Raw genomic sequence first — 20,410 nt, forward strand, 5'->3', positions numbered from 1 at the left:
CCATGTTGCGCCTGCTGGTCATCGCCGCAGTCATATCGGTGGTCGTCCGGTGGGCGACCGGCAAGTGGCCGTGGGATTACCTGCGCGGACCTGACACGAGATCGCAGGCCCTCGCTAGGGCGCGCAAGCTGCTCGGCGTCGAAGCGAACGCCAGCCGCAACGACATAATCGAGGCGCACAGGCGGCTCATCGCCATGGTCCATCCCGATCGTGGCGGCACCAACCAGCAGGTGCACGAGGCGAACGACGCCCGCGACCTGTTGCTCAACCAGTTGCCCGAGCCCGGAGACAGACCCAGACCATGAGCCACGCTTTCGATCCTACCATCCTGCGCGAATACGATATCCGCGGAGTTATCGGCGAGACACTCGGCCCCGACGACGCGCGCGCGATCGGCCGCAGTTTCGGAACGCTGTTGCGGCGCGCCGGCGGATCGAAAGTCGCGGTCGGGTACGACGGGCGGACGAGTTCGCCGATGCTCGAGCACGCGCTGGTGGAGGGCCTTACCGGCAGCGGCTGCGACGTTGTGCGGATCGGTATGTCGGCAACGCCGATGCTCTATTACGCCGAAGCCTCAACCGAAGAGGTGGACGGCGGCATTCAGATAACAGGCAGCCACAATCCCCCCGATTACAACGGCTTCAAGATGGTATTTCAGGGGCGACCGTTTTTCGGGGAGGACATCCAGGCGCTCGGCAAGATCGCCGCGGCCGGCGACTGGGTCGACGGCGTCGGAGAAGTCGAGACGCGCGAGATCATGGACGAGTATGTCGAACGCCTGCTCGCCGGGCTGGACGGGATCGATGCGGATCGCCTCTCTGGCCTGCGGGTCGGCTGGGACGCTGGCAACGGAGCCGCCGGACCCGCGCTCGAAGCGCTGGCCAAGCGGCTCCCCGGAGAGCACGTGCTTCTCTATACCGATGTCGACGGTTCCTTTCCCAATCACCATCCCGATCCGACGGTTGAGGCCAATCTTGCCGACCTGAAGGCGCTCGTCGCGGAGAAGAACCTTGATTTCGGAGTGGCATTCGATGGCGATGGCGACCGGATCGGCGCGATCGACGGGGAAGGCCGGGTCATCTGGGGCGACCAGCTGCTGATGATCTATGCCGAGGACCTGCTCGCCACCCGCAAGGGCGCGACGATCATCGCCGACGTCAAGGCGAGCCGCGCGCTGTTCGACCATGTCGCGGCGCACGGCGGGACCCCGCTGATGTGGAAGACCGGGCATTCGCTGATTAAGTCCAAAATGAAAGAGGTTTCCTCGCCGCTGGCGGGCGAAATGAGCGGCCACGTCTTCTTCGCCGACGAATATTACGGCTTCGACGATGCGCTGTATGCCGGCGTCAGGCTGATTGCCGCCGCGGCGCGGCTGGGCAGGTCGGTCACCGAGTTGCGCTCTGCAATGCCTGGCATGATCAACACTCCCGAAATGCGGTTCCAGGTGGACGAGAGCCGCAAGTTTGCCGCGATCGCCGAGGTCGAGGCGCGGCTGGCGGACAGTCCGGCCGACGTGGACGGCACCGATGGCGTTCGCGTCACCACGGATGACGGCTGGTGGCTGCTGCGCGCGTCGAACACGCAGGACGTTCTGGTGGCGCGCGCCGAAAGCGACAGCGAGGAGGGCCTCGCCCGCCTGATGGCGCAGATCGACGAGCAGCTTGCCCTGTCAGGGCTCAAACGCGGCGAGAGCGTGGGCCACTGACACCATTCACATATCGAGGGGGATTTCGATGCGCAGACTTTTGATACTGGCAACCGCAACGCTGGCGCTCGGCATGGCGATGCCGGCCGTGGCGCGGGACGAGGCAGATTTAAATCCCAAAGCGCAGGCGCAGATGGATAAGGTCGCCTCTCTGCTTGGCGGCCTGTTTCAGGCGGAACCGCTGACCGCCGAGCAGGAAGAGCGGTTGCCCGAGGCCAGCGCGGTGGTGGCGCAGATCATGCCCGACGGCTTCTATTCGAAAATGATGCGCGAGATGATGGACAAGACGATGCGGCCGATGATGTCGGCATTCGCCACGCCCGAGTTCATTCTCGGCGCGCGTCTCGACGTCGACCAGGAAACGCTCGCCGGGCTCGACGAGGCAGCGAAGCTGGAAGCGGTCGAAATGCTCGACCCGGCTTACGATCGGCGGGTCGATGCGATCGTGAACGTGATGACCGGCAAGATGGGCGGCATGTTCGCGCAGATGGAAGACCCGATGCGCGAAGGCCTGTCGAAGGCTTACGCGGTCCGCTTCGACGAAGCGCAGCTCGCTGACATCGCCGCGTTCTTCGCGACGCCGACCGGCAGCACCTATGCCAGCCAGTCGATGGCCCTGTTCATGGATCCGCAGGTGATGCAGGCCAGCATGCAGGCGATTCCGGCGATGATGAGCGGTTTCGGCGACATGGAAAGCGCGATGAAGCAGGCAATGGACCCGCTGCCGAAAGAGCGCGCGTACAAGGACCTGACGGCACAGGAGCGCACGCGCCTGGCGCAGATCCTCAAGGTCAGGCCCGCCAAGCTCGCGGATGTCGTCAAGCCGCCGAAGCCGATGGACAGTGGCTCGAGCGACTGAGCGGAACCGAAGTGCCGCCTGCATCGCTTGAAGCATGATGCAGGCGCCCGATCCCATAGCCGTTCCGCCGGAGATCACCGCGTGGTTCGACGCGCGCGGCTGGCGCGTGCGGCGGCACCAGGCGGAAATGCTGGCGGCGAGCGATGCGGGAAAGCACGCCTTGCTGGTGGCGGATACGGGCGCGGGCAAGACGCTGGCCGGCTTCATGCCGACACTGGCCGACTTCACGCCGACACGGCTGGGTGACGCCAAGCCGCCGGAAGGCCTGCACACGCTCTACGTCTCTCCGCTCAAAGCGCTCGCCCATGACGTGCAGCGCAATCTGGTGACGCCGGTCGAGGAGATGGGCTTGCCGCTGAGGATCGAGACACGCAGCGGCGACACGCCGTCCGACCGCAAGCGCCGCCAGCGTACCAAGCCGCCGCACGTCCTGCTGACCACGCCCGAATCGCTTTCCCTGCTGCTGAGCTATCCGGAAAGCCTGGACCTGTTTGCAGGATTGAAGCGGATCGTGATCGACGAGGTGCACGCCTTTGCCACCGGCAAGCGCGGCGATCTTCTCGCGCTCGCCCTGTCGCGGCTCCAGGCGATCGCGCCCGACATGCAGCGCGTGGCGCTGTCGGCAACGCTGGCCGATCCGGAGAGCTTTCGCGAGTGGCTCGCCCCGTGGGGCGAGATCGACACCGTCGAACTCGTCATCGGGGAGGAAGGGGCCGAGCCGCAGGTCGAGATCCTGCTCCCCGACGAGGAGCGCGTGCCCTGGGGCGGCCATGCCGGGCGCTGGGCCATCCCGCAGCTCTACGAGGAGATCCGCAAGAACCGCACGACACTGGTATTCACCAATACGCGCTTCCTCGCCGAGTTCATCTTCCAGCTGTTGTGGGACATCAACGACGACAATTTGCCGATCGGGGTCCACCACGGTTCCTTGTCCAAGGAAGCGCGCCGCAAGGTCGAAGGAGCGATGGCCCGCGGAGAGCTGCGCGCCCTCGTGGCGACCGCAAGTCTCGATCTCGGGGTCGACTGGGGGGACATCGATTGCGTGGTCCAGATGGGGGCACCCAAGGGGTCCTCGCGCCTGCTCCAGCGGATCGGCCGCGCAAATCACCGGCTCGATCAGCCCAGCCGGGCCATCCTGGTCCCGGGCAACCGCTTCGAATTTCTCGAGGCGACCGCGGCCAAGGATGCGGTCGACGAGGGGCAGCGCGACGGCGAGGACTTCCGCCCAGGCGGGCTCGACGTGCTCGCGCAGCACGTCATGGCCTGCGCCTGCGCCGCGCCTTTCGACGAGAAGGAGCTGCTGGCCGAAGTGCGCTCCTCGCTGAGCTACGCGTGGGTCGACGAGGCGGTCTGGCAACGCGTGCTGGGTTTTGTCGAGAACGGGGGCTATTCGCTGCGCGCCTACGACAAGTTCAAGCGGATCGTGCGCGACAGGAATGGCGTGTGGCGCCTGAGCCACCCCGAGCATGCCGCGCGCCACCGCCTCAACGCCGGGATCATCGTCGATTCCGAAATGCTCACCGTGCGCTTCCGCAACGGCCGGCAGTTGGGCAAGGTGGAAGAGCGCTTCGCCGCCTCGCTGTCGAATGGCGACACCTTCTTCTTCTCGGGCATGAGCCTGGAGGTGGAGCAGGTGAAGGACATGGACGTGATCGTGCGTGCAGCCAAGCAGTCTGCGACCATCCCCTCTTACGGCGGACAGCGCCTGCCGTTGACGACCCACTTGGCCGAGCGGGTGAGGGAGATGCTGGTCGACCGGGCCAGCTGGTCGCGCTTTCCGGACGATGTGCGCGAATGGCTCGAGGTGCAGGACTGGCGCAGCCAGATGCCGGGGCCGGGGCAGTTGCTGGTCGAGAGCTTCCCCCACGCGAATAAGCACTACAGCGTTTATTACACGTTCGAGGGCTGGAACGCGAACCAGAGCCTCGGCATGCTGATAACGCGGCGGATGGAGGATCGCGGGCTGGTCCCGGGCGGCTTCGTTGCCAACGACTATTCGCTCGCGGTCTGGGGGCTGCGCGAGGTGGAGGATCCGGCGCCGCTGCTCTCGCCCGATATCCTCAGCCATGAATTCATCGAGTGGGTGCAGGAATCGCACCTGCTGCGCCGTGCGTTTCGCGAGGTTGCGGTCATCGCGGGCCTGGTCGAGCGTCAGCATCCGGGCAAGCGCAAGACCGGCAAGCAGGTTACCTTCTCGACCGACCTGATCTACGACGTGCTGCGTAAGTACGAGCCGGACCACGTGCTCCTCGAAGCGGCCTGGGCCGACGCACGCGCGCGGCTGACCGACGTCGGGCGGTTGGCGAACCTGCTCGAGCGTTCGGCCGAGCAACTCGTCCATGTAAAGCTCGATCGGGTAAGCCCGCTCGCGGTACCGGTGATGACGATGATCGGCCGCGAGGCCATGCCGCAAGGCGCGGTGGACGACGAATTGCTGCTCGAAGCCGAGACACTCGCAGGCGAAGCGATGCGGGTCGACGTGCCGCTCGATCTCGAGGGTGATTGATCAGTAGCCGTAATAGGGCGCGCAGCCGCGCCTTTCGCCGGTAAGGAGTTCTTCGGGATCGGGGGCCTTCTCGTAGTTCCGGTAGCGCGCGACACCGCTGAAGCGGAAGCATCGGTCGAGCAGGCCCGCGCGGCGAACCTGCTCCATCACCGCTATCGCGCGACCATATGGCGCATCGCCAGCAGGCTCGAACTATAGCGAGGGCTGCGGATTGTCGTCCGCCACGGAAAGCAGGATATCGGCGAGCTGCGCGTCCGACACCGGGGCGGCATTCCACAGGACCTGCCCATCGCGTGTGATGATGATTTTGTTGGTCGGCGGCGAGAGGACCCCGATCTCGCCCGGATAGGGCGGGGCCGGCAGGTCGACCAGCACCGCGTGCTGCACGGGCGGACGCAGCGCGGCGAAAACGAGCATCACGGTCAGCAGGATGCCGGCAAATGGCGCCAGGCCGATGGTGGCGATCGGCTGCCCGTGATCGAAAGGCAGAAATGCGCGCCCCCGCGCCCCGCGCCTACTCGCCACGCGCGAACTCCCTGTATCGTTCGTTGCCGATGAAAGCGCAGCGGTCCACGCCCGAATCCTTGATCAGCGCGATGGTTCTGGCGGACTGGTCGTAGCTGGCATCCGGATCGGGTTCGAAGCGGAGCAGGGGTTGCTCGGGCAGGCTTGTCGTGGCCGCCAGCTGGTTGAGCAGTTCCTGGCGCGTAAGTGGCTTGCCGTTCCAGTAAAGCCGGTCCGAAGCATCGATCGACACGGTGTTTGCTGCTTCGACGGGCAGGCTCGCCGCCCCGTTCGGCAAGGGAATCTCCAGCGAGTGCGTGGCGATCGGAATGGTGATGATGAACATCACGACCAGCACCAGCATGACGTCGATCAGCGGTGTCGTGTTGATTTCGCCGATGGGTCGATCGAACCCAGCGGCGCGGCGGTGGCTGTCGACGGAACGGGTGGAAACGTAGGTCATGGCTCTCTCCCGAGCTGATGATCCACCCTTGTGAGATAACATTACATGGCGGTGCGGGGCTGTAAAGTGCCTCTGACGATGCGGGCTCGCGCGCACGCTTGCAGAAGGCGCCATCCAACGTCGCCGTACCCGCCCGAAGTTCATCCGACCCGCATAAAAAAAGGGGCGGATCGCTCCGCCCCCTTCTTGATTGAGGATCATTCGCTGGAAGGCGAAGGACTATTCCTTGTCGAAAGTCCGGTACTTCTCGTTGCCGACGAAGCCGAACTTGGTGACGCCCGATCCCTTGATGATGTTCAGCACACGTGCCGAGAGGTCGTAGCTCGCTTCCGGCTCGGGTTCGAACTGCAGTTCCGGCTCCGGGTTGATCGTGGTCGATTCCTGGAGCAGCGAAACGAGCTGGTTCTGGTTGATCGTGTCGGCGTTCCAGAGGATCTCGCCGTTACGCGTCAGCACCAGCTTGTTCTTGATCGGATCGACATCGACGTTGTCCGGCGCGTCGGAAGGTGCCGGAAGATCGATGTTCACCGCGTGGGTCGCCACCGGGATGGTGATGATGAACATGATGAGGAGCACGAGCATGACGTCGATCAACGGCGTCGTGTTCATTTCCATCATCGGCGAACCATCGTCCTTGCCGCCTGACATTGCCATGGTGGTTTACTCCTGAAGTCTTGGTTCGCCGATCAACCGTTCGGGTCGACCGGGTTGGAAATGAAGCCGATGGTGGGATAGCCCGCGGCCTGCACGTTGTAGATCGCGCCAGCGACGCAGCGCCACGGAGCGTTGACGTCACCGCGGATGTGGACCTGCGGGATCTGGTCGGGATCTTCCATGATCGCCTCGGGTCCGCCGGCCCGCTGCACGATGGCATCGAGACGTTCGAATGCCTGGTCGTAGAGTTCCGTCGAATCCACCGGAGTGGTGTTGTTGAGGTAGATTCTGCAGGCACCGTCGCGGGTCGCGCCGCTGAAGCCGCTACGGATGGGTCCGGCAGTCCGGCCCTCCGCATCGGTCGTGGTGACCGTGATCAGCAGATTCTCGACCTTGTCCTTGGATTCGATCGATTCCATGATCGGAATCTCGAGCTTTTCGATCGTCTGGATCGCAACCGGAACCGCGATGAGGAAGATGATCAGCAGCACCAGCATCACGTCCACGAGCGGCGTGGTGTTGATGTCGGACATCGGCGTCTCGCCGCCGTCGCCGCCTGTCGAAATCGCCATGATTAAGTCCTATTCGTCAATTGCACGGGAGTGGCGGGGTGCCGGACGCCGCGTTGGCGCCCGGCCATCCCGTTCAGCTCTTCGTGGGGGTCGCAGCCGGGGCAGTGCGGGCAGCCTTGCCAGCCTGCTGGGTCGAAGCCCCGGTCATGACTGCCGGACGGATCGTGCCTTTCGAGCTGATGTTGGCGAGCAGGTCGGTCGAGAAGCCGGTCAGCATGGCTGCGATCTTCTTGTTCCGGCTCTGCAGCCAGTTGTAGGCGAGCACGGCCGGAACCGCGACGAGCAGACCGATGGCGGTCATGATCAGCGCTTCACCGACCGGACCCGCGACCTTGTCGATCGAGGCCGAACCGGCGAGGCCGATGTTGATGAGCGCGCGGTAGATACCGATAACCGTACCGAGCAGGCCGACGAAGGGAGCGGTCGCGCCGACGGTCGCGAGGAACGGCAGGCCGCCCGCGAGCTTGGCGTTGATCGATGCTTCCGAACGCGCGAGCGAGCCGTGCATCCAGTCATGCGCTTCGAGGCTGTCGGTCATCTTGGCGTGTTCGTCTTCGGCCTTCACGGCATCGTCGACGAGCTGGCGCCAGGCGCTGTTCTTGTCGAGCTTGGTGGCGCCTTCCTTGAGCGAGTTGGCGCGCCAGAAGTTGGTGCGGACACCCTTGTACTGGTTGAGAATCTTCTGCTGCTCGAGCCACTTGGTGATGAGAATGTAGAACGAGCCGACGGACATGATCACAAGCACGCCGAAAATCGACCATGCGATCAGGCCGCCCTGCTCCATGGCCTCGAGAAAGCCGAACTGGTTCTTCGGCGCCGCGTCTCCGGCGGCAGCTGCAAGAAATTCGATAATCATTGCGAATGGTCCTCTTTGTAAATTTGTTCTGTTTGCCGAAGCTTATTCGGGCAGCACGTAGCGAATCGATTGGGTGGTCGTCGAAGCAATCGGGTTGCCGGCATCGTTCAGTGCCGGGTTGTACCGCGCGTAGCGCTGCATCCCGCGGCAGGCCGCATCGTCGAGCGTGGCCGACCCGGAACTACCCGAAACCGTACATCCTTCGACGCGTCCGTTGGCACCGATCGAGATGCGCATGGTGACGACGCCCTGTTCCTCTGCGCGAAGGGCACGCGAAGGATAATCCTGCTGGATCCGCGCGGCCCAGCGGCTTTGACCGTCCGGCGATGCGCCTCGCGCCTTCGACGGCGCAGGAGGGGCAGGCGGCGCCGGCGGTGCAGCCGGCGGCGGCACGCGCAGCACGGGAGGTGCCGGCGGCGGAATCGTCGGCTGCGTCTTGATTGGCGGCGGGGCCGGCGCGATGTTGATCGGCGGCGGCGGTGCGACCGGCGGCGGCGGTGTAATCGGAACGTCTTCAGGCGGCGGCGGCGGCGGTTCTTCTTCCGGCGGCGGCGGTTCCTCGATATCGACGGTCGTCACGCGTTCGACGGCCTTCTGGACCGCCTCATATGCGAGACCGGTTATGAGCGCGTAACCCAGAGCTATGTGCACTATCGCGGCCACGATCAGCCCGATAACGCGATTGGTGCTCATCCCTTGATCAGCATAAGCCATTCAGTCGCATCACTCCATCTTCAGCGGCAGGAGCCGAAACTCCGACCAATATTGCGCGTTCACACGATTCGCAAATCGTGCGGTACGCAAACTCGCTTGTCCACCCTGTGAGGCCTATTGGAATCCACGCCCCAGTGAAGGCCCGCGTTCCCAAAAGGTCCGCGCGGACCTGCCGGAGTTATCATTTTATTACTCTCCGGTTTCGCGGGCCTTAGCCATCATCCGAAAAGCTGGCAAACGCTTTATCAGTTAACGCCGGATTCAGTCCCTTGCCATTCTAAGGGGGAACGTTGCGTGCGGTCTGCATGTTGACCCTCTGCCCGATCCCTGGAGCCCGACCAATGCAAGAAACCGCCAATTCCCGCCGATACCTGGCTTTCGCTGCAGTGCTGGCGCTGGCTTCGAGCGGCGCGGCGGCTACCGCCCAAACCCCTGTTGCGAGCACGCAGGCGACCAATCAGCCCAGCTATGCGGACATCGCCGACCTCGGCGATTCGGCGAGCCTCGTGGTCCGCGTGAAGGTCAAGAAACACGCCGAAGTCGAGGCCGCCCGCGCACCGGGTCTGCGGCCGGGTTTCGCCAGGCTCTTCATCGAAGCGGACACGGTTTCGCTGCTTGCCGGCAATGTGCCGGTCGGCGGTTCGCTGAAGTATCTGGTCGACGTGCCCCGCGATTCGAAAGGCCGTGTGCCCAAGCTGCGCAAGCAGGAATTCCTGGTCTTCGCGAAGCCTGTTCCCAACCGGCCGGGCGAGCTCCAGCTGGTCGATCCGCAGGCGCAGATCGCGTGGTCGCCAGAAGCCGAGCAGCGGGTTCGCCCGATCCTCGCAGGCCTGTACGCGCCCGATGCCCTGCCTGCAGTCACCGGCATCCGCGATGCCCTGTCCGTCGCCGGAAACCTCGCAGGGGAATCGGAAACGCAGATATTCCTTCGCACCCGCGACCAGAGCCCGCTGGCTCTGACGATCATCCGCCGTCCCGGTATGGCGCCGGTGTGGGGCTACTCGCAGTCGGAGATCGTCGACCAGGCGGCGCTCGCGCCGCGAAGGGATACGGTCGCCTGGTACCGCCTTGCCTGCTCGCTGCCTGCGACCTTGCCGCCGGGAGCCAATCTTGCCTCCGATGCGCGGTCCCAGCAGCAGGCGGTGGCCGACTACGCCTTCGTGCTCGAACAGCTGGGCAGGTGCGAGCGCAATCGCAGCTAGGCTGCGCGCAAGACAATTTGGTTCCCTCGCCGAGGGTCCACGCGCTAGGCGGGCGCCATGACAACCGCCCAACCTCTTCGCATTGCCATCGCCGGCCTCGGCACCGTCGGCGCAGGCGTCATCCGCCTTCTCGAAGCCAACGCTTCGCTCATCGCGGCGCGTGCCGGTCGCCCGATCACCGTGGTCGCCGTGAGTGCGCGTGACCGGGGCAAGGATCGCGGCATCGACCTGGCGCCCTATGCTTGGGAAGACGACATGGCCGCGCTCGCCGGGCGCGGCGAAGTCGATGTCGTGGTCGAGCTCGTCGGCGGTTCCGACGGCAAGGCGCTCGAACTGGCGCGCGCGGCCCTCGAGGCTGGCAAGCCGCTGGTGACCGCCAACAAGGCGATGATCGCCCATCACGGCATCGAGCTGGCCGAGATCGCCGCGAGCCATGATGTCCCGCTCAAGTTCGAAGCGGCGGTCGCGGGCGGCATTCCCGTGGTCAAGGGCCTGCGCGAAGGGGCAGCCGCCAATGCGATCGAGCGGGTTTACGGCATCCTCAACGGCACCTGCAATTACATCCTCTCGACCATGGAGGATACCGGCGCGGACTTCGCCGCGACGCTCGGCGAGGCGCAGGCCAAGGGCTATGCCGAGGCCGACCCGACGTTCGATATCGAGGGCGTGGACGCTGCCCACAAGCTGGCGATCCTCGCCGCCATCGCATTCGGCAGCCGGATCGATTTCGCGGCGGTGCGCTGTACTGGTATCTCGCGGGTTCGGGCTGCCGACATCGCCCAGGCGGCCACTCTCGGCTATGTAGTCCGACTGGTCGGGATCGCCGATCTCGATCCGGTCGAGGGCGCAGAGCCACGCCTGCTCCAGCGTGTGCGCCCATGCCTCGTCCCCCTGACCCATCCACTCGCCGCGGTCGACGGACCGACCAACGCGGTCGTCGCGGAAGGCGACTATTCGGGGCGCCTGCTGTTCCAGGGCGCAGGCGCGGGCGACAAGCCGACTGCCAGCGCCGTCGTCGCGGACCTCATCGATGTCGCGCGCGGCGACACGGCGCCGCCCTTTTCGGTCCCGGTCGACCAGTTGCGCACGCTCGCCCCTGCGGACCTCGGCCAGCGAACCGGCAAGACCTACTTGCGCTTCAGCGTAGCCGACCGACCGGGCGTGCTTGCGGAAATCACCGCGGCCATGCGCGATGCCAATGTCTCGATCGAAAGCCTCATCCAGCAGGGCAACGACGACGACAGCGACGAGGTGCTGATCGCGATGGTGACCCACGACGGCCAGGAAAAATGCGTCACCGAGGCGCTCGAACTGCTCGCCGGGTCGGAGAGTCTGACGGCGCCGCCGCTGGTCATGCCGATCATTTCGGACTGAGGCCGGCTTACTCCTCGCGCTCGTCCGCGTCGGTCGCTCCGCTGGTTTTCGGCGCGAGACCCTGGCCGACCCGGTCCGCCTCGGATCCCTCGGGCGTCTCGGGAAGCGCATCGAAGTCGATCATGTAGGCAGGTGGTGCGGGGCAAGGGGGTATCAGGCAAAGCCCGGACACGGTCGCCGGCCCGCGAAAGATGCCCGGTCCAGCGACGTCGACGGGCGCGGGATTGTCCTTGTTCATGGTCTCGCGGGCGTAGCGGTCCTGCGCGTCCTCCTCGCTCGCGATGCGGTATTGCTGCTGGTCGGTGACCCTGCGGCATACGATGATCTCGCCGGACACGATGGCGGCTTCCTGTTCTGCCGAACAATCTTCCATCGGCGGCGGCGGACCATAGGCATCGCGCGACCTTGCGGTCGCCGAATCGATGTCCTGCGCCGCGAGCGGAGCGGAGGCCAGAGCCAGTGAAGCGATCAGGAGTACTTCCGCTGCTCGTCTCGACAATGTCACGCTCCCTGGTCTAAGCGACCGCGCGACAAAGCCCATCGAGGACTGAATTCCCTATGAACGCCACGCCTACTTCCGCATCCAAGGTACTCGACCGCGTCCTCGTCCTCGAAATGGTCCGCGTGACCGAGGCTGCCGCGATCGCCGCGTCCGAACTGGTCGGTCGCGGAGACGAAAAGGCCGCCGATGCGGCCGCGGTCGAAGCGATGCGCAAGGCTTTCGACGAGCTCTACATCGATGGCACGGTGGTGATCGGCGAGGGTGAACGCGACGAGGCGCCGATGCTCTACATCGGTGAAAAGGTCGGCGGCGCGCCGGGCAAGGGCCCGAAGATCGACATCGCGCTCGACCCGCTCGAAGGCACCACGATCACTGCCAAGGCCGGCCCGAACTCGCTCGCGGTGCTGGCAGCCGCGGAGGAAGGCTGCCTGCTCAATGCGCCCGACGTCTACATGGACAAGATCGCAGTCGGACCCGGCTATCCCGAAGGCGTCATCGACCTCGCTAAGTCGCCGACCGAGAACGTGAAGGCGGTCGCCGCGGCGAAGGGGGTCGAACCGAGCCAGATCATCGTCTGCGTGCTCGACCGGCCGCGCCATGCCGAACTCATCGCCGAATTGCGTGCGCTGGGATGCGGGGTCGTGCTGATCGGCGACGGCGACGTCGCGGGCGTGATCGCGACCACCGACGAGGATACGACGATCGACATGTACATGGGCCAGGGCGGCGCGCCGGAAGGCGTGCTGGCGGCCGCAGCACTGCGCTGCGTCGGCGGCCAGTTCAACGGCCGGCTGGTCTTCCGCAACGAGGACGAGCGCGCCCGCGCCCGCAAGTGGGGTATCGAGGACCTCGACCGGATCTACAAGCTGACCGACCTCGCCCGCGGCGATTGCATCTTTGCCGCGACCGGCGTCACCTCGGGCTCGCTGCTCGACGGGGTCAAGCGCCGCCGCAACGGCATCATGACGACCGAAAGCGTGGTCATGCGTGCCTCGTCGGGCACGGTGCGCTGGATCAGGGGCGAACACCGGCTCTAGTGCCGGTTTCCGGCACTGGAAGTCCCGGGAAATCTGCGCGGCCCATGTTGCCAGCGCGCGCCATCTTTCCCTAGAGCATCGCCGAGCGATTCTCGGCCACATCGCCCATCGGGAGCATTGAGATGAAGATCATGTCCGGCAACGCCAACCTGCCGCTGGCGCGTGCCATTGCAGGGTATCTCGAGCTGCCGCTGACCGATGCGAGCGTGCGGCGCTTCGCCGACGAGGAAATCTTCGTCGAGATCCACGAGAACGTGCGCGGCGAGGACGTCTTCGTGCTGCAGTCGACGAGCTATCCAGCCAACGACAATTTGATGGAACTGCTGATCTGCATCGACGCGCTGCGGCGCGCTTCGGCCAAGCGGATCACCGCCGTCGTTCCCTATTTCGGCTACGCGAGGCAGGACCGCAAACCGGGCCCGCGCACGCCGATCTCGGCCAAGCTCGTTGCCAACCTCGTGACCGAAGCCGGTGCCGACCGGGTGCTGTCGGTCGATCTCCACGCGGGGCAGATCCAGGGTTTCTTCGATATCCCGACCGACAACCTGTTCGCGGCACCGGTGATGGCGGCCGACATCCAGGCGCGTTACGGCGATCGCGACCTGATGGTCGTCAGCCCCGATGTCGGCGGCGTGGTGCGTGCCCGCGCACTCGCGAAGCGGCTCGACAATGCCCCGCTGGCGATCGTCGACAAGCGGCGCGACCGGCCGGGCGAATCCGAAGTCATGAACATCATCGGCGACGTCTCGGGCCGCCACTGCATCCTGATCGACGACATCATCGATTCCGGCGGCACGCTGTGCAACGCGGCGCAGGCTCTGCTCGACGATGGCGCGAAGTCGGTCGCCGCCTACATCACCCATGGCGTGTTGTCGGGCGGCGCGGTGGCCCGGGTCGATTCCTCCGCTCTCGAGGAACTGGTCATCACGGACACCATCAATCCGACCGATTCGACCAAGGATTCCAAGAAGATCCGCATCCTGACGATCGCGCCGCTGATCGGTGAGGCCGTGCGCCGTATCGCGGACGAAAGCTCGGTCTCGAGCCTGTTCGACTGAAAGCCCGCCGTCAGGCGGAGTGCCGCTGTTCCGGCTCCGCTTCCGGGTTACGCCACGGACCGGGTTCGAACGGTCCCAGTTTGTTCAGCACATCGAGCCGGCGGCGTTGTCGCGCCTCGATCGCGATCCGCAGGAAGGGGTGCGCGCCACCCTTCAGTTCGCCGGGTGACATGCCGAAGAAAGCGCGCACTTCGCGGATGAGATGCGACTGGTCGAAATAGCGCAGCGCGATGTCATCGTCGTCCTCGGTTCGGGCCACGCCGAGCAGCGCAGCCCCCGCGTCCATCACCCGCGCCCTTCGCAGTGCCTGCTTGGGCGTCATGCCGAAGCCGCGTCTTATGTTGCGTTCGACGGTTCGCTTCGAGACGCCGTGCCGCAATGCGAATTCCGAGATGGCGAAGTCGGGGTTCATGAAACTCTGGGTTTCGAAGTCGGTCACGAGCGGATCGATGCCCTGCGCGCCAGCGACCAGCGGTCGCATGAAATGCTGTTCGAGCGCACGCAGTCGCTGTTCGAAATCGTCCCGTGGATCGACCAGCGCGGCGATGTTACGACCGAACAGCTCCTCGCAGTCGATGACGCGGTCCTTGATCGATGATTGGTCCGGCAGGTCCAGAACGCTCGAAGCGCCGGCATGGAACTGCAGCTTGATGACGGTGTAGCGTCCCGCGATCTCCACCGGCATGCGATAGGTATGCGGTCCGAAATAGAGCGCGCGGCCGTCGGGACCCGGATCCCAGGTCTGCGTTCCGTCGGCGGTATGCAACGTCCAGGGATCGCCATAGATGATCATGATGCTGGCATGGTCGCTGAACCTGCCGCACCGCACGCGTTCGCCCGGCGGGATCGTTCCCTCGGCGATGCTCATCCAGTAGAACCAGGGGCGCAGGTCCTCCGCCGGAGCCCGCGAAACGGCCAATGGCGCGCCGGCGCGGGTCGCACCCGTGCGTGACTCGATTCTTGCGGCCCCGTTCATCGGTCGGGCTTGTGCAACCGGGAAACTGCGAATGCAACTGCAGCCGGTCAGGCCTGCCAGGGCCGTTTCTGGGAGGGGTCGAGCCGCCCGAGAAGCTCCAGCCGTCTTGCCTGGCGCACTTCCAGGGCCAGCGTCATCAGCGGTTGTTGCTTGGCCGCAAATTGCGCCGGTGTCATCTTGAAGAAAGTCGTGAAATCGCGCGACAGGTGGGACTGGTCGAAATAGCGCAGCGCGATTTCTTCGGTCTCCCCCTCGTCCGCCACGCCGCACAGCGCCGCGGCCATGTCGAGGACGCGGGCCCGGCGCAGGACCTTCTTCGGGGCCATGCCGAAATCGCGCTTTACGATACGCTCGACGGTCTTTTGCGCGATACCATGCTCCTCGGCGAAATCGCAGATCCGCATGTTGGGATCGGCCAGCGCGGCCATGTCGAAGGCTACGGTCAGAGTGTCCGGCTTGCGGGCACCCTTGTGAACGATGTACTCGCGCATGATCTGCTCGACCTCGAGCAGCCAATCTGCCGGATCGTCGAGCTTCTCGAAGCGGGCATACAAGCGCTCGGTATCGTATCCGAATGCCGAATAGGGGATGATCCGGTCGACGGTCGCTCCGAGCGGGAAATTGCCGAAAGCATGGGTCGCGCCGGGATTCAGAACCACCGTCAGCGTCCTGAAGCTGCCGGTCATGCCCACTTCCATGCGCTTCGACTGCGGGCCGAAGAAAAGCGCTTCGCGTTGGTATGTCTTCCGCCCGTCCGCCGAAACCGCGTACCAGTTTCCCTCGAAGAGCATGCGCATCGCCGGGGCGTCGAACAGGAAGCCGCAATCCATGCCGCTCGATTCATCGGCCAGCCGCACGTCGGTCGTGAACACGCGCGCCACCCACGGCTTCAGATCTTCGGTGGGAGCCCGGTTCGCCGACAGGGGCAAGCCGTCGGGGGTCGATTCCAGCGAGGAACCAACCGGCAGCGAGCCTGGACGAGGGCGATCGTCGAGCATGGTGTGGCGCTGCTAAGACGGCAGAGGCCTTGGTGAATAGTATAAATGCGTCGTTTACGACGCGCCGCGCAGGCGGCCGCAGTTGCGCTTGCCATGGCGAGGCCGGACCGCAATGTAGCGGCAATGTCCGACGACGATATCGCTCTCGCCAATGCCCTGGCCGATGCCGCCGGGTCGATCATCCGTCCGCTGTTCCGGGGCGATTTCGCGCAGGATCGCAAGGCCGATGCGTCACCGGTCACCGAAGCGGATCGCGCGGCGGAAGCCGCCATGCGCCGCATCATCGAGGAACGGCGTCCCGATGACGGCATCGTCGGCGAGGAATTCGGCTCGCGCAACGAAGGCGCAGGCCGCCAGTGGGTGCTCGATCCGATCGACGGGACGATCAGCTTCATGGCGGGCCGGCCCATCTTCGGAACGCTGATCGCGCTCGTCCAGGATGGCTGGCCGGTGCTTGGCGTGATCGACCAGCCGGTCGCCGGCGAGCGCTGGGTCGGCCGGATCGGCGGGCCGACGCTGTTCAACGGCAAGCCCGCTTCGACCCGTCGGTGCCGGGAACTGAACGAAGCGGTGCTCGCGACCAGCAGCCCGCATTATTTCTCGGCCGAGGATGCGGACCCCTATATGCAGCTCGCCCAGGCGGTGGGCGGCAACAAGCGGCAGGGGACGATCATCTATGGCGGCGATTGCTACAATTACGGCCTGCTGGCTTCCGGCCATCTCGACGTCGTGTGCGAAAGCGGGCTCAAGCTCTACGATTATGCCGCGCTGGTCCCGGTCGTGGAAGGGGCTGGCGGCACCATGTCCGACTGGCAGGGCAACCCGCTGGATGCCGATAGCGACGGGCGCGTGCTCGCGCTGGGGGAGCCTGCACGGCTCGACGACGTGCTCGAGGCGCTCGGCAGCATCCCCATCTAGGATCACGATCATGACGACGAGGACGGGCACGGGCACTGAGGCCGTGCTTCGCCGTTGAGCGGGCATGAGTGCCACGCGATCCATCATCGTCACCGGGGCAGGCGCCGGCATCGGCCGCGCGTTGACGCTCCATTTCCACGGTCTCGGCTGGCGGGTTGCCGGTCTGGACAAGGACGAGGAGGCGCTCGACGAATTGCGCGCCGCGCTGCCAGAGCGCGCGCTGTTCCTCACCTGCGACGTCGGGAAGGAAAAGCAGGTCGAGAAGGCTTTTGCCGCGATTGCCGAATGGCTTGGCGATGCGCCGCTTGCCTGTCTCGTCAACAATGCCGCGATCGCCGATCCCTATTGCGGGCCGATGGAAGACCTTTCTCTCTCCGACTGGAACGGCTGGATCGACGCGAGCCTGACGGCAGCCTTCCTGTGCAGCCGCGCGGCCGTCCCGCTGCTTCGCCGTAACGGGCAAGACCGGGTGGCGAGCATCGTCAACATCTCGTCCACGCGCGCGGTCATGAGCGAACCGGAGACATTCGCCTATGCGGCGAGCAAGGGCGGCATAGATGCGCTTACCCATTCGATGGCCGTGAGCCTCGGCCCGGCGATCCGAGTCAACGCCGTGCGCCCCGGATGGATCGAAACCCGCGACTGGCAGAAATCGTCGGAGCGCGAGGACGTGGAGCACCGGCCGCAGGACCGCGCCCAGCACCCCGTGGGCAGGGTCGGTCGCCCGCAGGACATCGCCGAGGCGGTCGAGTATCTCGCCAGCGCGCATTTCGTGACAGGACAGCATCTCGATGTCGACGGTGGCATGACGGTGAAGATGATCTACGAAGATTGACTTCCGCCCAGCCCGGGCACGACCGGAAGGCTTGCATTTTCGTCGCAAGGCGCTATTTCGCGCGCCTTCACTGACACGTGATTCATCCGCCTGCCTGGCTGTAAGGGCTGCCAGGGCCGGTCGGACGTGTCTCTGCAAAGGAGATGAAAATGCCCAAGCTGAAGACCAAGAGCGGTGTGAAGAAACGCTTCAAGTTCACCGCTACCGGCAAGGTCAAGCATGGTGTCGCCGGAAAGCGCCACCGCCTGATCAGCCATAATGCGAAGTATATCCGCCAGAACCGCGGGACCGATGTGCTGGCCAAGGCCGACGTCGATCACGTGAAGCAGTGGGCTCCCTACGGGCTCAAGTAATTCGACGACCGGCCTCGTGCCGGCTCTCGCATAAAGGATATACGAAATGCCTCGCATCAAACGTGGCGTCACCACGCGCCAGAAGCACAAGCGGCTCCTCGAACAGGCCAAGGGCTATCGCGGTCGTCGCAAGAACACCATTCGCGTCGCGCGCCAGGCCGTCGAGAAGGCCGGCCAGTACGCCTATCGCGACCGCAAGGTAAAGAAGCGCAATTTCCGCGCTCTCTGGATCCAGCGCATCAACGCCGCGGTCCGCGCCGAAGGCCTGACCTATTCGCAGTTCATGCATGGCGTGAAGCTCGCCGGTATCGAACTCGACCGGAAGGTCATGGCAGACCTCGCCATGAACGAGGGCGCGGCCTTCAAGAGCGTGATCGAGCAGGCCAAGAAGGCACTGCCCGCATAAGCGCAATGATCTTTCGAGATCGATGGGGCGGCTCCTTCGCGGGGGCCGCCCTTTTCATTTTCGGCAGGTACGCTAAACGGTTGCCCTAGTCGAAATACGACAAGCCCTCGGGGACGCAATTGGCCGCCACGTGCGACATCACGGTCCGGTTTCACGAACCGCCAGCCGATCTGGCGCCCTTTTTCACGACCTTCTACCGTGCGGATTTTCATGTCCCGGACGGGCCGGTCAGCGATGCGCTGCAGCCCGAATGGGGCGGGGTCCGAATGTTTTCCGGTACTCCGCCAAGGGCCAGCATCGGCGATTGCGCGGTCATCAGCTCCGATATCCAGGCACAGGGGCCCACGACCCAGCCGATCGTCTTCGAGATGGCGAATTGTTCGCTGTGGGGCTTCGGCCTGCTGCCGCTGGGCTGGGCGACCTTCATGGGCGTCCCGGCACATGACTATGCCAACCGCATCTTCGACGGACGCACGGAACCCGCCTTCGCCCGGTTCGCACCGCTGGCCGACCGACTGACTGCCGACATCGCTCGCCAGGACGCGGAATACCGGGCCATCGTCGACTTCTTTCGGAGCGAGATCGAATGCCACACGGCCGATCGCGACCGGATCCTGTCGATCCACCAGATGCTGCTCGATCCGGACGTCACCGACGTCGCCTCTATGGCAGTCAGTGCCGGCCTCAGCCAGCGCACGCTCGAGCGGGTCAGCCTGCGCGCTTTCGGATTTCCGCCGAAGCAATTGCTGCGCCGCCAGCGTTTCATGCGCAGCCTTGCGCAGTTCATGATCGATCCGTCGAAGGGCTGGCTCAACGCGATGGACGAAACCTATTTCGACCAGAGCCAGTTCGTGCGCGATTGCCACGACTTTCTCGGCATGGCGCCGTCCGAATACGCAGCGATGAATCACCCGGTCATGTCGGCTTTCATGCGCGAGCGGATGAAGGCGCTGGGCAGCCCCGTGCAGACGCTCGACCAGCCTGGATGAGTTCGGTCGCCCAACCCGAACGGATCACCGCCGACTATGCATCGGGGGCAGTGCGGATCCGGCTGATGGCGCCGGCAGCCGATCTGCGCCACTACCTGACCGGCTATTACCGGACCGATATCGCGGACGGCGAGATTGCGGAGGACTGGCTGCCACCGGAAGAAGGCAATATCAGGAGCGGTCATTCCGCCGTCGACCGGGCGGTGATCGGCTCCGGCGAACTGGCCGAGGTGCCGCGGGTGATCCTGTCCGGACCGACCGACCGCGTGACCCACTCGCGTCTCGGCAGCGGTACCTACTGGGGCGCTGGCCTGACGCCGGCTGGCTGGGCGCGTTTCGTAGGCACACCGGCCGACCAGATGGCCAACCGCTTCCTCGACGCCCGTGAAACCGCACTGCCTGCTTCGATCGTCAAACTGTTCGACACGCTTATCGAGGATGACAAGGAATTTGCCAACCAGGGGCCCCGCATCGACGCCGGATTCCGCGCGATCATGGGTAAGGAGCCTGCGGCAGAGCGCACGATACGGCAAGTGCACCGCGCGATCCTGTCGCCCGATGTAACCTCCGTTCCGCCGGTCGCCGCCATCGCAGGGATGAGTCCCCGCACGTTCGAGCGGTTCTGCAAACGCCACTTCGGATTCACCGGCGGCGTGCTCATCCGGCGGCAGCGGTTCTTGCGCAGCCTTGGCAAGTTCATGCTCGATCCTTCGATGAAATGGATCAGCGCGGTCGACACGCATTATTCCGACCAGGCCCATTTCATCCGCGAGTTCCGTGCGATCATGGGGATGACACCGAGCGAATACGCGGCTCGTCCGCATCCGGTGGTCAATCTGGCGGTGGCCGTCACCCATTCGGGCGGCGGCGTTCCACACCAGGCATTGTTCCGGCCGGAGCCGGGCGGCGAGTAACCGGGCGCGCGGTAA

At 65.1% G+C, this 20,410-nt stretch carries 24 protein-coding genes; 14 read left to right on the top strand and 10 right to left on the bottom strand.

Going from position 1 to position 20,410, the window contains the following annotated elements; translation table 11 throughout:
- The first annotated feature begins 2 nt into the window (after positions 1 to 2).
- Genes GRI48_RS09130 through GRI48_RS09145 form a run of 4 tightly spaced genes read left to right on the top strand, consistent with a single transcriptional unit; the run spans position 3 to position 5,070 of the window.
- Complete coding sequence (locus tag GRI48_RS09130) at positions 3 to 305, top strand: DnaJ domain-containing protein (RefSeq protein WP_160674374.1); 303 nt, start codon at positions 3 to 5, stop codon at positions 303 to 305.
- Positions 302 to 1,705 carry a phosphoglucomutase/phosphomannomutase PgmG gene (gene pgmG, locus GRI48_RS09135; protein WP_160674377.1) on the top strand — a complete coding sequence of 468 codons (1,404 nt, stop codon included), beginning with the start codon at positions 302 to 304 and terminating at the stop codon, positions 1,703 to 1,705. Before GRI48_RS09130 ends, pgmG begins: the two co-directional genes overlap by 4 nt.
- Before the next feature lie 28 nt (positions 1,706 to 1,733).
- Positions 1,734 to 2,564, top strand: a complete 831-nt coding sequence (locus GRI48_RS09140) for a DUF2059 domain-containing protein (RefSeq protein WP_160674380.1) — start codon at positions 1,734 to 1,736, stop codon at positions 2,562 to 2,564.
- 34 nt (positions 2,565 to 2,598) lie between these two features.
- Positions 2,599 to 5,070 (top strand): ligase-associated DNA damage response DEXH box helicase, encoded by a 2,472-nt coding sequence (locus GRI48_RS09145; protein WP_419956948.1) that lies wholly within the window; start codon positions 2,599 to 2,601, stop codon positions 5,068 to 5,070.
- On the opposite strand, the gene GRI48_RS09150 is transcribed toward GRI48_RS09145, so the two are convergent.
- The 7 genes from GRI48_RS09150 to GRI48_RS09180 all read right to left on the bottom strand — a co-directional run bounded on the left by GRI48_RS09150 (position 5,071) and on the right by GRI48_RS09180 (position 8,812).
- A complete protein-coding gene (locus tag GRI48_RS09150; RefSeq protein WP_160674383.1) occupies positions 5,071 to 5,217 on the bottom strand; it encodes a hypothetical protein in 147 nt (48 codons plus the stop codon).
- Positions 5,218 to 5,262: 45 nt separating this feature from the next.
- Positions 5,263 to 5,595, bottom strand: a complete 333-nt coding sequence (locus GRI48_RS09155; protein WP_160674386.1) for an ExbD/TolR family protein — start codon at positions 5,593 to 5,595, stop codon at positions 5,263 to 5,265.
- Positions 5,585 to 6,037, bottom strand: coding sequence for an ExbD/TolR family protein (locus GRI48_RS09160; RefSeq protein ID WP_160674389.1), 453 nt, complete (start codon positions 6,035 to 6,037; stop codon positions 5,585 to 5,587). The genes GRI48_RS09155 and GRI48_RS09160 overlap by 11 nt, the downstream gene beginning before the upstream one ends.
- Before the next feature lie 219 nt (positions 6,038 to 6,256).
- Positions 6,257 to 6,691 carry an ExbD/TolR family protein gene (locus GRI48_RS09165; protein ID WP_160674392.1) on the bottom strand — a complete coding sequence of 145 codons (435 nt, stop codon included), beginning with the start codon at positions 6,689 to 6,691 and terminating at the stop codon, positions 6,257 to 6,259.
- Positions 6,692 to 6,723: 32 nt separating this feature from the next.
- Positions 6,724 to 7,263: an ExbD/TolR family protein gene (locus GRI48_RS09170; protein ID WP_202389210.1), complete on the bottom strand. Its 540-nt coding sequence runs from the start codon at positions 7,261 to 7,263 to the stop codon at positions 6,724 to 6,726.
- Between the two features lie 73 nt (positions 7,264 to 7,336).
- Positions 7,337 to 8,119 (bottom strand): MotA/TolQ/ExbB proton channel family protein, encoded by a 783-nt coding sequence (locus tag GRI48_RS09175; RefSeq protein ID WP_160674395.1) that lies wholly within the window; start codon positions 8,117 to 8,119, stop codon positions 7,337 to 7,339.
- 42 nt (positions 8,120 to 8,161) lie between these two features.
- Complete coding sequence (locus GRI48_RS09180; protein WP_237451791.1) at positions 8,162 to 8,812, bottom strand: energy transducer TonB; 651 nt, start codon at positions 8,810 to 8,812, stop codon at positions 8,162 to 8,164.
- Between the two features lie 362 nt (positions 8,813 to 9,174).
- Between GRI48_RS09180 and GRI48_RS09185 the strand changes: the two genes are divergently transcribed.
- Together GRI48_RS09185 and GRI48_RS09190 are read left to right on the top strand one after the other, a co-directional pair.
- On the top strand, positions 9,175 to 10,035 hold the full coding sequence (locus tag GRI48_RS09185; RefSeq protein ID WP_202389211.1) for a hypothetical protein: 861 nt from the start codon (positions 9,175 to 9,177) through the stop codon (positions 10,033 to 10,035).
- Positions 10,036 to 10,092: 57 nt separating this feature from the next.
- Positions 10,093 to 11,409 (top strand): homoserine dehydrogenase, encoded by a 1,317-nt coding sequence (locus tag GRI48_RS09190; protein WP_160674401.1) that lies wholly within the window; start codon positions 10,093 to 10,095, stop codon positions 11,407 to 11,409.
- Positions 11,410 to 11,416: 7 nt separating this feature from the next.
- Here GRI48_RS09190 and GRI48_RS09195 read toward each other — a convergent pair whose 3' ends face one another.
- Positions 11,417 to 11,908 (bottom strand): hypothetical protein, encoded by a 492-nt coding sequence (locus GRI48_RS09195; protein WP_160674405.1) that lies wholly within the window; start codon positions 11,906 to 11,908, stop codon positions 11,417 to 11,419.
- A 59-nt stretch (positions 11,909 to 11,967) separates the two neighbouring features.
- Here GRI48_RS09195 and glpX point away from each other — a divergent pair, with 59 nt between their 5' ends.
- Together glpX and GRI48_RS09205 are read left to right on the top strand one after the other, a co-directional pair.
- Entirely contained in the window at positions 11,968 to 12,948 is a 981-nt protein-coding gene (gene glpX / locus GRI48_RS09200) for a class II fructose-bisphosphatase (RefSeq protein ID WP_160674408.1), read from the top strand.
- A 122-nt stretch (positions 12,949 to 13,070) separates the two neighbouring features.
- Positions 13,071 to 14,006, top strand: a complete 936-nt coding sequence (locus GRI48_RS09205; protein ID WP_160674411.1) for a ribose-phosphate pyrophosphokinase — start codon at positions 13,071 to 13,073, stop codon at positions 14,004 to 14,006.
- A gap of 10 nt (positions 14,007 to 14,016) precedes the next feature.
- On the opposite strand, the gene GRI48_RS09210 is transcribed toward GRI48_RS09205, so the two are convergent.
- Positions 14,017 to 14,982 (bottom strand): AraC family transcriptional regulator, encoded by a 966-nt coding sequence (locus GRI48_RS09210; protein ID WP_160674414.1) that lies wholly within the window; start codon positions 14,980 to 14,982, stop codon positions 14,017 to 14,019.
- A gap of 47 nt (positions 14,983 to 15,029) precedes the next feature.
- The gene (locus GRI48_RS09215) at positions 15,030 to 15,980 is read right to left on the bottom strand and encodes a helix-turn-helix domain-containing protein (RefSeq protein WP_160674417.1); all 951 of its coding nucleotides are present in this window, start codon (positions 15,978 to 15,980) and stop codon (positions 15,030 to 15,032) included.
- Between the two features lie 123 nt (positions 15,981 to 16,103).
- On the opposite strand from GRI48_RS09215, the gene hisN reads away from it, so the two are divergent.
- From hisN to GRI48_RS09245, 6 genes are all read left to right on the top strand, one after another.
- A complete protein-coding gene (hisN, locus tag GRI48_RS09220; RefSeq protein WP_160674420.1) occupies positions 16,104 to 16,898 on the top strand; it encodes a histidinol-phosphatase in 795 nt (264 codons plus the stop codon).
- Between the two features lie 64 nt (positions 16,899 to 16,962).
- The gene (locus GRI48_RS09225; RefSeq protein WP_160674423.1) at positions 16,963 to 17,733 is read left to right on the top strand and encodes an SDR family NAD(P)-dependent oxidoreductase; all 771 of its coding nucleotides are present in this window, start codon (positions 16,963 to 16,965) and stop codon (positions 17,731 to 17,733) included.
- Positions 17,734 to 17,882: 149 nt separating this feature from the next.
- Complete coding sequence (gene rpmI, locus GRI48_RS09230) at positions 17,883 to 18,086, top strand: 50S ribosomal protein L35 (RefSeq protein WP_160674426.1); 204 nt, start codon at positions 17,883 to 17,885, stop codon at positions 18,084 to 18,086.
- A 46-nt stretch (positions 18,087 to 18,132) separates the two neighbouring features.
- Positions 18,133 to 18,492 carry a 50S ribosomal protein L20 gene (gene rplT / locus GRI48_RS09235; RefSeq protein WP_160674429.1) on the top strand — a complete coding sequence of 120 codons (360 nt, stop codon included), beginning with the start codon at positions 18,133 to 18,135 and terminating at the stop codon, positions 18,490 to 18,492.
- 119 nt (positions 18,493 to 18,611) lie between these two features.
- On the top strand, positions 18,612 to 19,481 hold the full coding sequence (locus tag GRI48_RS09240; protein ID WP_160674432.1) for a helix-turn-helix domain-containing protein: 870 nt from the start codon (positions 18,612 to 18,614) through the stop codon (positions 19,479 to 19,481).
- Positions 19,478 to 20,395, top strand: coding sequence for a helix-turn-helix domain-containing protein (locus GRI48_RS09245; protein ID WP_160674435.1), 918 nt, complete (start codon positions 19,478 to 19,480; stop codon positions 20,393 to 20,395). The genes GRI48_RS09240 and GRI48_RS09245 overlap by 4 nt, the downstream gene beginning before the upstream one ends.
- Positions 20,396 to 20,410 lie beyond the last annotated feature (15 nt).

Source organism: Qipengyuania oceanensis (assembly GCF_009827535.1).
GTDB lineage: Bacteria > Pseudomonadota > Alphaproteobacteria > Sphingomonadales > Sphingomonadaceae > Qipengyuania_C > Qipengyuania_C oceanensis.

Excerpts from the sequence above, each read along its gene's own strand:
- GRI48_RS09225 (WP_160674423.1), top strand. The coding sequence starts at position 16,963 with ATGAGTGCCACGCGATCCATCATCGTCACCGGGGCAGGCGCCGGCATC.
- rpmI (WP_160674426.1), top strand. The coding sequence starts at position 17,883 with ATGCCCAAGCTGAAGACCAAGAGCGGTGTGAAGAAACGCTTCAAGTTC.
- GRI48_RS09140 (WP_160674380.1), top strand. The coding sequence starts at position 1,734 with ATGCGCAGACTTTTGATACTGGCAACCGCAACGCTGGCGCTCGGCATG.
- GRI48_RS09245 (WP_160674435.1), top strand. The coding sequence starts at position 19,478 with ATGAGTTCGGTCGCCCAACCCGAACGGATCACCGCCGACTATGCATCG.
- GRI48_RS09130 (WP_160674374.1), top strand. The coding sequence starts at position 3 with ATGTTGCGCCTGCTGGTCATCGCCGCAGTCATATCGGTGGTCGTCCGG.
- GRI48_RS09165 (WP_160674392.1), bottom strand. The coding sequence starts at position 6,691 with ATGGCAATGTCAGGCGGCAAGGACGATGGTTCGCCGATGATGGAAATG.
- GRI48_RS09180 (WP_237451791.1), bottom strand. The coding sequence starts at position 8,812 with ATGAGCACCAATCGCGTTATCGGGCTGATCGTGGCCGCGATAGTGCAC.
- pgmG (WP_160674377.1), top strand. The coding sequence starts at position 302 with ATGAGCCACGCTTTCGATCCTACCATCCTGCGCGAATACGATATCCGC.
- GRI48_RS09215 (WP_160674417.1), bottom strand. The coding sequence starts at position 15,980 with ATGCTCGACGATCGCCCTCGTCCAGGCTCGCTGCCGGTTGGTTCCTCG.
- rplT (WP_160674429.1), top strand. The coding sequence starts at position 18,133 with ATGCCTCGCATCAAACGTGGCGTCACCACGCGCCAGAAGCACAAGCGG.
- glpX (WP_160674408.1), top strand. The coding sequence starts at position 11,968 with ATGAACGCCACGCCTACTTCCGCATCCAAGGTACTCGACCGCGTCCTC.
- GRI48_RS09185 (WP_202389211.1), top strand. The coding sequence starts at position 9,175 with ATGCAAGAAACCGCCAATTCCCGCCGATACCTGGCTTTCGCTGCAGTG.
- GRI48_RS09210 (WP_160674414.1), bottom strand. The coding sequence starts at position 14,982 with ATGAACGGGGCCGCAAGAATCGAGTCACGCACGGGTGCGACCCGCGCC.
- GRI48_RS09170 (WP_202389210.1), bottom strand. The coding sequence starts at position 7,263 with ATGGCGATTTCGACAGGCGGCGACGGCGGCGAGACGCCGATGTCCGAC.
- GRI48_RS09145 (WP_419956948.1), top strand. The coding sequence starts at position 2,599 with ATGATGCAGGCGCCCGATCCCATAGCCGTTCCGCCGGAGATCACCGCG.
- hisN (WP_160674420.1), top strand. The coding sequence starts at position 16,104 with ATGTCCGACGACGATATCGCTCTCGCCAATGCCCTGGCCGATGCCGCC.
- GRI48_RS09150 (WP_160674383.1), bottom strand. The coding sequence starts at position 5,217 with ATGGAGCAGGTTCGCCGCGCGGGCCTGCTCGACCGATGCTTCCGCTTC.
- GRI48_RS09190 (WP_160674401.1), top strand. The coding sequence starts at position 10,093 with ATGACAACCGCCCAACCTCTTCGCATTGCCATCGCCGGCCTCGGCACC.
- GRI48_RS09175 (WP_160674395.1), bottom strand. The coding sequence starts at position 8,119 with ATGATTATCGAATTTCTTGCAGCTGCCGCCGGAGACGCGGCGCCGAAG.
- GRI48_RS09160 (WP_160674389.1), bottom strand. The coding sequence starts at position 6,037 with ATGACCTACGTTTCCACCCGTTCCGTCGACAGCCACCGCCGCGCCGCT.
- GRI48_RS09205 (WP_160674411.1), top strand. The coding sequence starts at position 13,071 with ATGAAGATCATGTCCGGCAACGCCAACCTGCCGCTGGCGCGTGCCATT.